Origin of the sequence: Streptomyces sp. NPDC002619, assembly GCF_042889305.1 — a bacterium.
Lineage (GTDB): Bacteria > Actinomycetota > Actinomycetes > Streptomycetales > Streptomycetaceae > Streptomyces.
In genome coordinates this window covers 260,469-273,030 of record NZ_JBIAQV010000006.1, presented here as the reverse complement: position 1 = coordinate 273,030, position 12,562 = coordinate 260,469, and the positions used below count along the sequence as shown (strand labels likewise).

Sequence of the window (12,562 nt, the reverse complement as noted above, 5' to 3'; positions counted from 1 at the left end):
CCGTCCGCACCGCCGGCGCGCTGTGGGGGGACACGAAATGGGCAACAACTCGCAAAGGTAGTTCAAAGGTTGACGGCCGAAAGGCGCCCTTGTGCCGACCGGCCGTTCGGCCGAATACTCCCCCTCAGCGCTTGTCAGGGGCACGGCATATCCGAATCCGGGCGGTCGTGCCCCCTGGCTGCGCCTCACGGGCCCCAACCCCACGCGGGCCCCCGACTTCCCCTGGGAGGGAACGAAACGTGAGGATCAAGCGCACCACCCCCCGCAGCGGTATCGCGAGACGGACCAGGCTGATCGCCGTGGCCACCGGATTCGTGGCCGCCGCCGCGTTCGCCGTCCCCAACGCGAACGCCAGCGACGCCCAGACGTTCAGCGCCAACCAGCTCACCAGCGCACGGAACTCGGTCCTCAAGGCCGACGTACCCGGCACGGCCTGGGCGGTGGACAGCAAGAGCAACCGTGTCGTCGTCACCGTCGACAGCACCGTCTCGCAGGCCGAGATCGCCAAGATCAAGAAGCAGGCGGGCGGCAACTCCGGCGCGCTCACCATCAAGCGCACCCCGGGCACGTTCAAGAAGCTGATCTCCGGCGGCGACGCCATCTATGCGAGTAGCTGGCGCTGCTCGCTGGGCTTCAACGTCCAGGACAACAGCGGGAACTACTACTTCCTGACCGCCGGTCACTGCACCGACGGCGCGGGCACCTGGTGGTCGAACTCGTCCCACTCGACCACCCTCGGCACCACCGCCGGCTCCTCCTTCCCGGGCAACGACTACGGCATCGTGCGCTACACCAACAGCTCGGTGGCCAAGTCGGGCACCGTGGGCAGCCAGGACATCATCAGCGCCGCCACGCCCTCCGTCGGCACCACGGTCTTCCGCCGCGGCTCCACGACCGGCACCCACAGCGGCCGCGTCACCGCGCTCAACGCGACGGTCAACTACGGCGGCGGCGATATCGTCTCCGGCCTGATCCAGACCACCGTCTGCGCCGAGCCCGGCGACTCCGGCGGCCCGCTGTACGGCGGCACCACCGCCTACGGTCTGACCTCCGGCGGCAGCGGCAACTGCACCTCCGGCGGCACGACCTTCTTCCAGCCGGTCACCGAGGCGCTGAGCGTCTACGGCGTCCACGTCTACTGACGTCCGCTCCTCGGCATCGGTCCCCGCACGCAGCGGCCCCCGCGCGCAACCGGCGTGCGGGGGCTCCCTCTTGTCCGGCCGCGGAGTTACCTTCGAAGTACAGGAAGTGCTCTCCCGAACACTCCCACTTCGGACCCCTGGGGGCCGGCATGGTCGAGTTGCTGGTGGCGGCGGGAGCGAGCCTCGTGGCCGCCGGAACGGTGTACGTGATGGCGGCGGCGCGGGTCGTCAAACAGTACGAGCGGGGCGTCGTGTTCCGGCTCGGCAAACTCCGCTCCGAGGTGCGCGATCCCGGGTTCACCATGATCGTCCCGTTCGTGGACAAGCTTCGCAAGGTGAACATGCAGATCGTCACGATGCCCGTGCCCGCCCAGGAGGGCATCACCCGCGACAACGTGACCGTACGGGTGGACGCCGTCGTCTACTTCAAGGTGACCGCACCGGCCGAGGCCGTCGTCCGGGTCGAGGACTACCGGTTCGCGGTCTCGCAGATGGCGCAGACCTCGCTGCGTTCGATCATCGGCAAGAGCGAGCTGGACGACCTGCTGTCCAACCGCGAAAAGCTCAACCAGGGGCTGGAGTTGATGATCGACAGCCCGGCCGTGGAGTGGGGCGTCACCATCGACCGCGTCGAGATCAAGGACGTCTCCCTGCCCGAGACCATGAAGCGCTCGATGGCGCGGCAGGCCGAGGCCGACCGGGAGCGCCGGGCCCGGGTCATCAACGCCGACGCCGAGTTGCAGGCGTCGAAGAAGCTGGCGGAGGCGGCCAAAGAGATGTCCGAGCAGCCCGCGGCGCTGCAACTGCGGCTGCTGCAGACGGTGGTGGCGGTGGCGGCCGAGAAGAACTCCACGCTGGTGCTGCCGTTCCCGGTGGAGCTGCTGCGGTTCCTGGAGAAGGCGCAACAGCAGCAACTGCCCCCGGCCGCCCGAGAGTCGAATTCCGGCCAGGACTAAAGGTCACTGTCCGCCCATCGGTTACTCGCTCGTAGTGTTTGCAGTGCGAATTTCCAGGGGTGACAGCGAACGGTCGTGGGTGGAGGGGCGCGTGACGTCGCCGTACGCGCGTCCTGAAGTCTCCCTTGTGTGCTCCCTGTGGGTCTCGGAATAGTAGGCGCCCGTCAACCAGCCTTCCGGTCCGCGAGGTCCCCACAACCTCCCGGACCGACCCCCCACAGGAGGACGTGAGTTGAAGCACCGACGCATACCCAGGCGGCGGGCCGCCGTGGCGGGTGCGGGAATCGCCGCACTGGTCGCAGCGGGAGTCACCTTCCAGAGTGCGAACGCCAGCGAGGCGCCGAAGACCGCCGCACCCGAGACCCTGTCGGTCCCGGCGGCCGGAAAGCTCGCCTCCACGCTCGTCAAGGACCTCGGAACGGACGCGGCGGGCACCTACTACGACGCGAAGACGAAGAACCTCGTCGTCAATGTGCTCGACGAGGCTGCCGCCAGCACCGCCGAGGCGGCCGGAGCCAAGGCCAGGGTCGTTGCGAACTCCCTCGCCGAACTCGCCGGCGCCCGGACGACGCTGACGAAGGACGCGACCATCGCCGGCACCTCGTGGTCGACCGACCCGGTCACCAACAAGGTCGTCGTCACCGCGGACAAGACCGTGTCGAAGGCCGAGTGGGCCAAGCTCACCGACGTGGTCGACGGGCTCGGCGGCAAGGCCGAACTCCAACGCTCGAAGGGGGAGTTCAAGCCCTTCATCGCGGGCGGCGACGCCATCACCGGCTCGGGCGGGCGCTGCTCGCTCGGCTTCAACGTGGTCAAGGACGGGCAGCCGTACTTCCTGACCGCCGGACACTGCACCGAGGCCATCTCCAGCTGGTCGGACTCGTCGGGCAACGTCATCGGCGAGAACGAGCAGTCCAGCTTCCCGGGCAACGACTACGGCCTGGTCAAGTACACCGCCGACGTCGACCACCCGAGCGAGGTCGACCTCTACAACGGCTCCGCCCGGCAGATCACGGGCGCGGCCGAGGCCACCGTCGGCATGCAGGTCTCCCGCAGCGGCTCGACGACCCAGGTGCACGACGGCACGGTCACCGGTCTGAACGCCACCGTGAACTACCAGGAGGGCACGGTCAGCGGTCTCATCCAGACGGACGTGTGCGCCGAGCCCGGTGACAGCGGCGGCTCCCTCTTCTCCGGCAACAGCGCGATCGGCCTGACCTCCGGCGGCAGCGGCGACTGCACCTCCGGCGGCGAGACCTTCTTCCAGCCGGTCACGGAGGCCCTCTCGGCGACGGGCACCGAGATCGGCTGACCATCACGTCACAGTCCACGGAGTCCCGCCCCGCGCGCGAGGGGCGGGACTTCCGTGTGTCAGGGCCCCGTGGACCGGTGGGCCGGTGTTTATGCAGGTGAGAGGCGCCCCGGTGGGTGTCGCACACTAGTTCGAGAATGGAGGTATGGTGGGGAGTCGCGGGTAGGGAACAGATGTTCGAGAGTCGATCGGGGCTCACGAGTGCGGGAGGTGCGGGTGCCGGGCTTCACGCATCTGCGTACCGTCTCCGGGTTCTCCCTGCGGTACGGGGCCTCGCACCCGGAGCGCCTCGCCGAGCGCGCCTCCGAACGAGGCATGGACGCCCTCGCCCTCACCGACCGCGACTCCCTCGCCGGCGCGGTCCGCTTCGCCAAGGCCTGCGCGAAGGCGGGCGTGCGGCCGTTGTTCGGCGTCGAGCTGGCGGTGGGCAAGCCGGAGAGCGTACGGCGGGACGAGTCCGTACTCCGGGAGAGGCGCCGTATCCCCGTGCGCGGCGGTGCCTTCATCGATGAGTCGACACCCCGGGTGACCTACCTCGCCCGGGACGGCGCCCGCGGCTGGGCGGACCTGTGCCGCCTGGTCACCGCTGCCCACACCGCCGAGGACACCCCCCTGCTGCCCTGGTCCGGCAACCACGGCGACGGCCTGACCGTCCTGCTCGGCCCCGGCTCCGACGTCGGCCGTGCACTGGCCGCCGGACGCCCGGACCGCGCCGCGAAGCTCCTCGCCCCCTGGCGCGAGGTCTACGGCGACGCGCTGCGCCTCGAAGCCGTCTGGCACGACCGCAAGGGCACCGGCCCCGGCTCCCTGCGCCTGGCCGCCCGCACCGTCGGCTTCGCCGCCGAGCAGCGGATCCGGCCGGTGCTCAGCAACGCCGTCCGCTACGCCGACCCCGGCCAGAGGCAGGTCGCCGACGTCCTGGACGCCGCCCGCCGGCTGGTCCCGATCGACCCGGCCAAGGAGCTGGACTCCGGCGAGGCCTGGCTCAAGGACGCGGGCGCCATGCTCCAGGCGGCCGAGCGGATCGTGGAGGCCGCGGGCTTCAGGCGCGACACCGCCCACCGCCTGCTGGAGCAGACCTGGGCGACGGCCGCCGAGTGTCTGGTCGACCCCGAGGACGACCTCGGCATCGGTACCGTCCATTTCCCCGAGCCGCACCTCGTCGGTGCCGGTCGGCGCACCGCCCAGCGGGCGCTGGCCTCGCGGGCGGCGGCGGGCATGGTGCTGCGCGGCCACTGCGGAAAGCGGGAGTACTGGGAGCGGATGCACCACGAGCTGGACATCATCGCCCACCACGGCTTCGCCTCCTACTTCCTGACGGTCACTCAAGTGGTCGACGATGTACGGGAGATGGGCATCCGGGTCGCCGCGCGCGGCTCCGGCGCGGGCTCCCTCGTCAACCACCTCCTCGGCATCGCCCACGCCGACCCGCTGGAGCACGGGCTGCTGATGGAGCGCTTCCTGTCCAAGGAGCGGGTCGTGCTGCCCGACATCGACATCGACGTGGAGTCCGCGCGCCGGCTCGAGGTCTACCGGGCGATCATCGACCGGTTCGGCACCGAGCGGGTCGCGACCGTCTCCATGCCGGAGACGTACCGCGTGCGGCACGCCGTCCGGGACGTCGGCGCCGCCCTGTCCATGGACCCCGCCGAGATCGACCGCATCGCCAAGTCCTTCCCGCACATCCGTGCCCGCGACGCCCGCGCGGCCCTCGAGGAACTGCCCGAGCTCAGACAACTGGCGGGAGAGAAAGGGAAGTACGAACGGCTGTGGGAGCTGGTCGAGTCCCTCGACGCCCTGCCGCGCGGCATCGCCATGCACCCGTGCGGGGTGCTCCTGTCCGACGCCTCCCTGCTCTCCCGTACGCCGGTCGTGCCGACCAGTGGCGAGGGGTTTCCCATGTCGCAGTTCGACAAGGAGGACGTGGAGGACCTCGGACTGCTCAAACTCGACGTGCTGGGCGTGCGGATGCAGTCGGCGATGGCGCACGCGGTCGCCGAGGTGGAGCGGGCGACGGGGGAGCGGCTCGACCTGGACTCCGTGCCGGAGGGCGACCCGGCGACGTACGGGCTCGTCCAGTCCGCCGAGACACTGGGCTGCTTCCAGATCGAGTCGCCGGGCCAGCGGGACCTGGTCGGGCGACTCCAGCCGGCCACTTTCCACGATCTCGTCGTCGACATCTCCCTCTTCAGGCCCGGTCCGGTCGCCGCCGACATGGTGCGGCCGTTCATCGAGGCGCGGCACGGACGGGCGCCCGTCCGCTATCCGCACCCCGATCTGGAGGAGCCGCTGCGCGACACCTACGGGGTGGTCGTCTTCCACGAGCAGATCATCGACATCGTCGCCATCATGACCGGCTGCGGACGCGGCGAGGCGGACCGGGTGCGGCGCGGGCTGTCGGACCTGGAGTCGCAGGGGCGGATCCGGTACTGGTTCGCGCAGCACGCGGCGGCCAACGGATACGACGCGGAAACGATTCAGCGGACCTGGGCGATCCTTGAGGGGTTCGGCAGTTACGGCTTCTGCAAGGCGCACGCGGTCGCCTTCGCCGTACCGACGTACCAGTCGGCGTGGCTGAAGGCGCACCATCCGGCCGCCTTCTACGCCGGGCTGCTCACCCACGACCCCGGGATGTACCCGAAGCGGCTACTGCTGGCGGACGCTCGGCGGCGCGGGGTGCCGATCCTGCCATTGGATGTGAACCGGTCGGCGGTCGCCCATCATATCGAACTGGTGTCTGAATCACAGGGGTCGCCGAGTGTCTGGGGACTGCGCCTGGCCCTCTCCGACGTGCACGGCATCAGTGAGGCCGAGGCGGAGCGGATCGAGGCCGGGCAGTCGTACGCCTCCCTGCTGGACTTCTGGGAACGGGCCCGCCCGAGTCGGCCGCTTGCGCAACGACTTGCGCAGGTGGGCGCGTTGGACGCCTTCGGCGCCAACCGCCGTGATCTGCAACTGCACCTGACCGAACTGCACCGGGGCGCGCGAGGCGCGGGCGGTGGCCAACTCCCCCTGGCCGGGGGCCGGAAGACCGCGCCGGCCGGGCTGCCGGATCTGTCCTCGGCGGAGAAGCTCAGTGCCGAACTGGGTGTGCTGTCCATGGACGCCTCGCGCAACCTGATGGACGACCACCGGGAGTTCCTGGAGGAGTTGGGCGTGGTGTCGGCGCGGCGGCTGCGCGAGACCCGGCACGGCGAGGTGGTCCTCGTCGCGGGCACCAAGGTGGCCACCCAGACCCCGCCGATCCGCTCCGGCAAGCGGGTCATCTTCACCACCCTGGACGACGGCACGGGCCTGGTCGACCTCGCCTTCTTCGACGACTCCCACGACGCCTGCGCGCACACCGTCTTCCACTCCTGGCTGCTGCTGGTGCGCGGAGTGGTGCAGCGGCGCGGCCCGCGCAGCCTCAGCGTGGTGGGCGCCGCCGCCTGGAACCTCGCCGAACTGGTCGAACTGCGTGCCGAGGGCGGCCTCGACGAGGTGGCGGCCCAGCTCGCGGCGCCGGTGCCGGAAGGGAACGGGGATTCGACGGGCGGACGGCGAATCCAGATGCCCACCGGATACGAAATGCACCCGTGGGCCGATCTGCGTCCGGCGGGTCAAGAGCCTTCACAGGTACGGAAGTTGTGGCACCAGAGCCCGGGGAGTGCGGGATGACCATCCTCTGTGTACGTTTCCAGCTGCCGCCGATGTACGAGGCGGCCCTGCCGGGGCTGCTCGGCCTGCTCGAGGAGTTCACCCCGGTCGTGGAGGCGCTGCCGCCGGACGGGGCACTGGCCGATCTGCGGGGCGCGGAGCGGTACTTCGGGCGCGACGCCGTCGAACTGGCGTCGGTGATCCGGGTCCGCGCCCTCGCGTTGCACGGTGTTGACTGTCTGATCGGTGCCGGACCCGGCCCGATGCTGGCACGTATGGCACTGCGCGACGCCCGGCCCGGGGTGACCCGCGCGGTGCCCGCGGACGCCGTCACGGAGTTCCTCGCCGACAAGCCCGTCGCCGCGCTCCCCGGCGTCGGCACCGCCACCGCCCGCACTCTGTGCGAGTACGGCCTCGACACCCTCGGCCGGGTCGCCGCCGCACCGCTGTCCACACTCCAGCGCCTGGTCGGCGCCAAGGCGGGCCGCGAGCTGCACGAGAGGGCGAACGGTGTCGACCGCGGTCGGGTCGTACCGAACGGGGTGTCCCGCTCGCTGGCCGCCGAACGACCCTTCGACCTCGACGAGTTGGACCCCGACCGGCACCGCCGCGCCCTGCTGTCGGCCGCCGAGGAGATCGGCGCCCGGCTGCGCGCCCTGGAGAAGGTCTGCCGCACCCTGACCCTCACCGTGCGTTACGCCGACCGCACCTCGACCACTCGCAGCCGCACGCTCAAGGAGCCGACCGCGCACTCCGGCGCGCTGACGAGGACGGCGTACGGCATGTACGAGGCGCTAGGCCTCCAGCGCGCCCGGGTCCGCGCGGTCGTACTGCGCGCCGAGGGCCTCACCCCCGCCGAACAGGCCTCCCACCAGCTCACCTTCGACCCCGTGGACGAGAAGGTCCGCCGTATCGAGGAGGTCGCGGACCGCGCGCGAGCGAAGTTCGGGCCGAGGGCGGTGATGCCGGGGGCGCTGGCCGCGTAACTACTTTTCTGTGGTGGTCAGTTGGCCCACGGCGGCACGATGCGCGTACCGTCGGCCAGGTCCGCCTCCAGCCCGATGGACGTGGTGACCCAGGTGACCGCGGTGCCGTCGGTGGGGTTCTCCACGGCGAGGGTCGCGCCGGGGTTGACGAGCACGGTGTCGCCCGCGTGGACGCGGTCGGTGTGTCCGTCGAGGGTGACCAGGAGCTCGCCGTCGAGCAGATGGATGACCTCCTCGCGGTTGACGGTGTGGGCGGGGGCCCTGGTCCCTGCCGGGACCTCCCCGCGCCAGGCGCACAGCTCCTTGCTGCCGGTGCGCGGGGTGACGTACGAGACGAAGCGGGCGCCGTGGATCTCGTGGGTGACGGCGTCGGACGAGCGGATGACGGGCATGGGTGACCTCCGGGTTCCTTCGGTATTCTTTCGGTCCATGTAGTCAAGCTGCTTGACTACATGGTCAAGCAACTTGACCTTCGCGTCAAGGATGTTTCAATGCAGGCGTGGAGAACTCCGAGGCCCTGGGCCTGACCGCCGCCCTGCTCGCCGCCGCGGGCGATCTGACCCGGCGCATCAACGACGGTGTGGTGGCCCGTGGATTCGAGGGGCGGCCGGCGTACGGCTTCGCCTTCACGCGGCTCGCGCCGGACGGTGCGACGGTGACCGACCTCGCGGCCCATCTCGGCGTCACCAAGCAGGCCGCCAGTCAGCTCGTCGACGAGATCGTGCGCAAGGGGTATGCCGAGCGGCGGCCGCATCCCGGGGATGCGCGTGCCCGGCTGGTCGTGCTGACCGAGCGTGGGTGGGCCTGTACCCGTGCGGCGGAGGAGGCTGCCGCCGAGGCTGTGGCGGGGTGGGTCGAACTGCTGGGCGAGGGTGAAGTGCGGGCGTTGCGTGATCGGTTGGTGCGGATCGCGCCCTACGGTCCGATCAGGCCCGCCTGGTGATGGTTCGTCGGCGATCGAGCGGACCGTTGGTTACCACTGGAAGTTTTTACTGACGCGTAACTTCACAGTTCGACTACTCGTCCGTAACTTGACGAGTGAACAGCATCCTCGTGATCCGGATCACAGGGTAAGGCCGTCGCACCTCCCTTGAGCCGCAAGGAGATCACACGATGCTGCCCTGGAAGCGAGTGCTCAGACCCCTCGCCGCGCTGCTTCTGACCGCCGCCGTGGCCACCGTACCCGCCGCCACCGCCCACGCCGCCACCGCTCCCACAAGCGGTTGGAACGACTACTCCTGCAAGCCCTCGGCCGCCCACCCCCGCCCCGTCGTCCTGGTCCACGGGACGTTCGGGAACTCCGTCGACAACTGGCTGGTCCTCGCGCCGTACCTGAAGGACCGCGGGTACTGCGTCTTCTCCCTCGACTACGGGCAGCTGCCCGGTGTCCCCCTCTTCTACGGTCTCGGTCCGATCGACAAGTCGGCAGAGCAACTCGCCGCCTATGTCGACAAGGTGCTCGCCGCGACCGGCGCCGCCAAGGCCGACCTCGTCGGTCACTCGCAGGGCGGCATGATGCCCCGCTACTACCTCAAGTTCCTCGGCGGAGCCGCCAAGGTGAACGCCCTCGTCGCCCTCGCCCCCGACAACCACGGCACCGACCTGAACGGCTTCACCAACCTGCTGCCGTACTTCCCCGGCGCCGAGGACCTGCTCAACGCCACCACCCCCGGTCTCGCCGACCAGATCACCGGGTCCGCCTTCCTCACCAAGCTCAACGCGGGCGGCGACACCGTCCCCGGAGTCCACTACACGGTCATCGCCACCCAGTACGACGAGGTGGTCACGCCGTGGCGCACTCAGTACCTGAGCGGCTCGGACGTCCACAACGTCCACCTCCAGGACCTGTGCCCGCTCGACCTCGCCGAGCACCTGGCGATCGGACTCACCGACCGCATCGCCTTCCACGAGGTGGCCAACGCGCTCGACTCGGCGCACGCCACCGCCACCACCTGCGCGTCGGTGTTCAGCTGACAGGGTGTTCAACTGACATCACCGGGGCCTGACCGGCCTGAGCCGCCGGTCAGGCCCCGGAGCCCGTCACCGCCCGCGGCGGCGGCCACGCTGCGGGCTCCGCCGCAGCGAGCCGAACAGCACGGCGGAGCCCAGTGCCAGGACCGCAGCGCCGCCCATCGCCAGATACGGCGTGCTGCCGTCACTGCCGGTCTCGGCGAGGTTCGCCGAACTGCCTGCGGCTTCGGGTGTGTTGGCCGGGGTGTCCGCCGTGCCGCCGCTCGGCTCCACCGACGTGCTCGCGTCGTCGTCCCCGTGACCGTGGTGCTCGACGGGCGCGGAGGCGGTGGGAGCCGGGGCCGGAGAAGTGGCCGTACCGCCGCCGCCGAAGTCGACGTCCGAGCAGGAGCAGAAGGCCTCCGGGCTGTCCGAGCGCTGCCAGATCGCATACAACAGCTGCCTGCCCGAGCGCTCGGGAAGCGTGCCCGTGAACGTGTAGAAGCCGCCCGCGGCGACCGGGTCGGTGGCCGTCGCGACCGGGTGCGCCAAGTCCAGGTCGGCCCAGGCCAGTGGCCTCGCCGGGTCGTAGCCGGGCTTGGTGAGGTAGACCTTGAACGTGCCCTTGTGCGGGGCACTCATGCGGTACTTGAAGGTGTACGAGCCGCCGCGCACGCTCGTCGTCGGCCAGTGGGCGCGGGCCAGGTCCAGCCCCTTGAACTCCGCGTTGCCCGCGCTGCACAGCTTGCCGTCCGGGATCAGCGCCCGGTGCCGGCCGGCGGCGTCACCGATGCGGATGCCATTCCAGTCGTAGAGCGCCTGGGTGCCGCCGGCCGCGACCGCCGCCCCGCAGGCCGCCGACCTCGGGTGCTCAGGACCCTCCGCGTAGCACTGCGACACGCGGCTGACCGGGTCGCCCGGCGAGCCGTGGGCGGCGGCGGGCGCGGCGCCGAGGGCGGTCAGGGCGAGCGGCGCCGTACCGAGGACGGCGACGGCGACGGCCTTGTGGCGTGCGGGCATGGGGGGAACTCCTCGCAACGGTCCTAGTGAAGGCGGATCCCATAAGGGGCGGATCCCGTGGGGGTGATCAGAAACTAGCCCCAGGAGACCGTGAAATCGCCTGCTGGAGGCGGGCGGAGGAGATCCTTATGGCGCTGTTAAGGCGGGGCTAACGGGGGGCTCAGGAAGGACGGTTGGGTAGCCCTGTCTCACCTGCGGGCGAGCGGCGGAACTGTCCGCGACAGTCCGCGTTCGTCCGCGGTGAGATGTCTCGGTTGGCTCCCCGAATGGCTCCCGGCCGGGGGCGCCTGCTCGGCGGGCAGGTCGGTGATCGCGTAGACGGTCTCGGTGCTCCACCGCTTCGCGCCGGGAGCGTGGTGCTTGCGGCGGATCCGCAGGACCTGGGCCGCGTGCGGGAAGAGCAGGTTGTTGACGGTGACGACCTGGATGTGGCGTTGTTCGGTGCGGCCATGGCCGGCTGCGTCGTCGCGGTGGAGGACGGGGATGTCCTTCCAGGGCAGGTCCCTCAGCTGCTTGGCGAGGTTCTTCTGGTTGGCCTTGACGGTGAACAGGTAGTGGGCGCCGCGTTGTTCGACGACGTAGGCGGCGTGGGCGCGTTGGGCATGCAGGGCGTCCACGGTGATTACGCAGCCGCGCAGGTCGGCGTCGTCGATCTGGTCCAGCAGGGATGCGAACTCGGGGATTTCGTTGGTCTTCGCGCCGATCTCGCGGGAGGCCAGGGTGATGCCGTCGCCGTGGCGGACCGCGGACAGTACGAACACGCGGCTGCCGTCCGGGCGGCGAGCCCCGCGCAGGCCCTGGCAGTGGACGGCATGAACCGCCCCTGACGCTGTGAACGGCGGCGTACCGTGACGTGAAAGACCTGCTTGAAGGAGCCTGAGCCCATGAGCGCCCAGCCCGATCACGCCTCCGCTCCGCCCGCCGCGCCCGCGCCGACCGCCGCCGCCGAGCTGCTCACCGAACTGCGCGCCGACCGTCGCGCCGACACCTGGGTGCCGGCCTTCGAGCGGGACTGGGCCAAGGCCCTGGAAGACTCCCGCCACACCTACAGCCTCACCCCGCTGCACGACGTCGTGCGCACCTGGCAGCTGCGCCTCGCCGCGGCCCCGGCCGTGGACACGTTCGTCGACACCGGCCGTGACGAGACCGGCTTCGTCGCCCTGGAGGACATCCTGGGAGCCCGCCAGTGACCGGTACGCCGCCGTGGGCGGTCCGGCTGTCCCCGCAGGCCGCGAAGGTGCTCGCAGAACTCCCAGAGCACGCGGTGGAGATGGTCCGCGACGTCCTCAACATCGCCACCCGTACCCCGTGGGGCTGGCCCCAGTGGAACCCCGGCGACCCCGAAGGAGAAGACGTCCGGGCCGCATCCGTCGGACAGCTCTCCGTCGTCTACTTCGTCAACCGGCCCCTGTGGCATCTGTCCGTCCTGGACATCGTCTGGCTCGGCTGACCTGCTTCCCGTACGAACAGCGCCCCGTTCCCCGGCATCGGGCGTGAGCAGACAGTTGCCCGGTGGAACCGTCCTGAGGTGGCGCACCCCCGAAGAACGCGAACGCGAAC

General features: G+C 70.5%; 11 protein-coding genes and 1 pseudogene. 9 read left to right on the top strand and 3 right to left on the bottom strand.

Annotation, left to right across the window (positions count from 1 at the left end; translation table 11 throughout):
- Positions 1-239: 239 nt before the first annotated feature.
- The 5 genes from ACFYXB_RS14040 (at position 240) to ACFYXB_RS14020 (ending at position 8,032) form a co-directional block, all read left to right on the top strand.
- Positions 240-1,142: a S1 family peptidase gene (locus ACFYXB_RS14040; RefSeq protein WP_351360613.1), complete on the top strand. Its 903-nt coding sequence runs from the start codon at positions 240-242 to the stop codon at positions 1,140-1,142.
- Positions 1,143-1,291: 149 nt separating this feature from the next.
- Entirely contained in the window at positions 1,292-2,098 is an 807-nt protein-coding gene (locus ACFYXB_RS14035; RefSeq protein ID WP_389581436.1) for a slipin family protein, read from the top strand.
- 232 nt (positions 2,099-2,330) lie between these two features.
- On the top strand, positions 2,331-3,410 hold the full coding sequence (locus ACFYXB_RS14030) for a S1 family peptidase (protein WP_389581434.1): 1,080 nt from the start codon (positions 2,331-2,333) through the stop codon (positions 3,408-3,410).
- A gap of 216 nt (positions 3,411-3,626) precedes the next feature.
- Positions 3,627-7,067: a DNA polymerase III subunit alpha gene (locus ACFYXB_RS14025; protein WP_389581432.1), complete on the top strand. Its 3,441-nt coding sequence runs from the start codon at positions 3,627-3,629 to the stop codon at positions 7,065-7,067.
- Positions 7,064-8,032, top strand: coding sequence for a hypothetical protein (locus ACFYXB_RS14020; protein WP_389581430.1), 969 nt, complete (start codon positions 7,064-7,066; stop codon positions 8,030-8,032). Before ACFYXB_RS14025 ends, ACFYXB_RS14020 begins: the two co-directional genes overlap by 4 nt.
- Positions 8,033-8,049: 17 nt before the next feature.
- On the opposite strand, the gene ACFYXB_RS14015 is transcribed toward ACFYXB_RS14020, so the two are convergent.
- Positions 8,050-8,424, bottom strand: coding sequence for a cupin domain-containing protein (locus ACFYXB_RS14015; protein ID WP_351359968.1), 375 nt, complete (start codon positions 8,422-8,424; stop codon positions 8,050-8,052).
- 107 nt (positions 8,425-8,531) lie between these two features.
- Between ACFYXB_RS14015 and ACFYXB_RS14010 the strand changes: the two genes are divergently transcribed.
- Both ACFYXB_RS14010 and ACFYXB_RS14005 read left to right on the top strand, forming a co-directional pair.
- Positions 8,532-8,975, top strand: a complete 444-nt coding sequence (locus ACFYXB_RS14010) for a MarR family winged helix-turn-helix transcriptional regulator (protein ID WP_389581426.1) — start codon at positions 8,532-8,534, stop codon at positions 8,973-8,975.
- Between the two features lie 170 nt (positions 8,976-9,145).
- Positions 9,146-10,006, top strand: coding sequence for an esterase/lipase family protein (locus ACFYXB_RS14005; RefSeq protein WP_389581424.1), 861 nt, complete (start codon positions 9,146-9,148; stop codon positions 10,004-10,006).
- A 66-nt stretch (positions 10,007-10,072) separates the two neighbouring features.
- Here the strand turns inward: ACFYXB_RS14005 and ACFYXB_RS14000 are convergent, their stop codons facing one another.
- Together ACFYXB_RS14000 and ACFYXB_RS13995 are read right to left on the bottom strand one after the other, a co-directional pair.
- Entirely contained in the window at positions 10,073-11,002 is a 930-nt protein-coding gene (locus ACFYXB_RS14000) for a lytic polysaccharide monooxygenase (protein ID WP_389581422.1), read from the bottom strand.
- Between the two features lie 275 nt (positions 11,003-11,277).
- Positions 11,278-11,814 (bottom strand): annotated as a pseudogene (locus ACFYXB_RS13995) (ISAs1 family transposase); the annotation flags it as partial.
- A gap of 72 nt (positions 11,815-11,886) precedes the next feature.
- Here ACFYXB_RS13995 and ACFYXB_RS13990 point away from each other — a divergent pair.
- Complete coding sequence (locus ACFYXB_RS13990; protein WP_389581419.1) at positions 11,887-12,192, top strand: DUF6247 family protein; 306 nt, start codon at positions 11,887-11,889, stop codon at positions 12,190-12,192.
- Positions 12,189-12,452 (top strand): hypothetical protein, encoded by a 264-nt coding sequence (locus tag ACFYXB_RS13985; protein WP_389581417.1) that lies wholly within the window; start codon positions 12,189-12,191, stop codon positions 12,450-12,452. The genes ACFYXB_RS13990 and ACFYXB_RS13985 overlap by 4 nt, the downstream gene beginning before the upstream one ends.
- Positions 12,453-12,562: the final 110 nt, after the last annotated feature.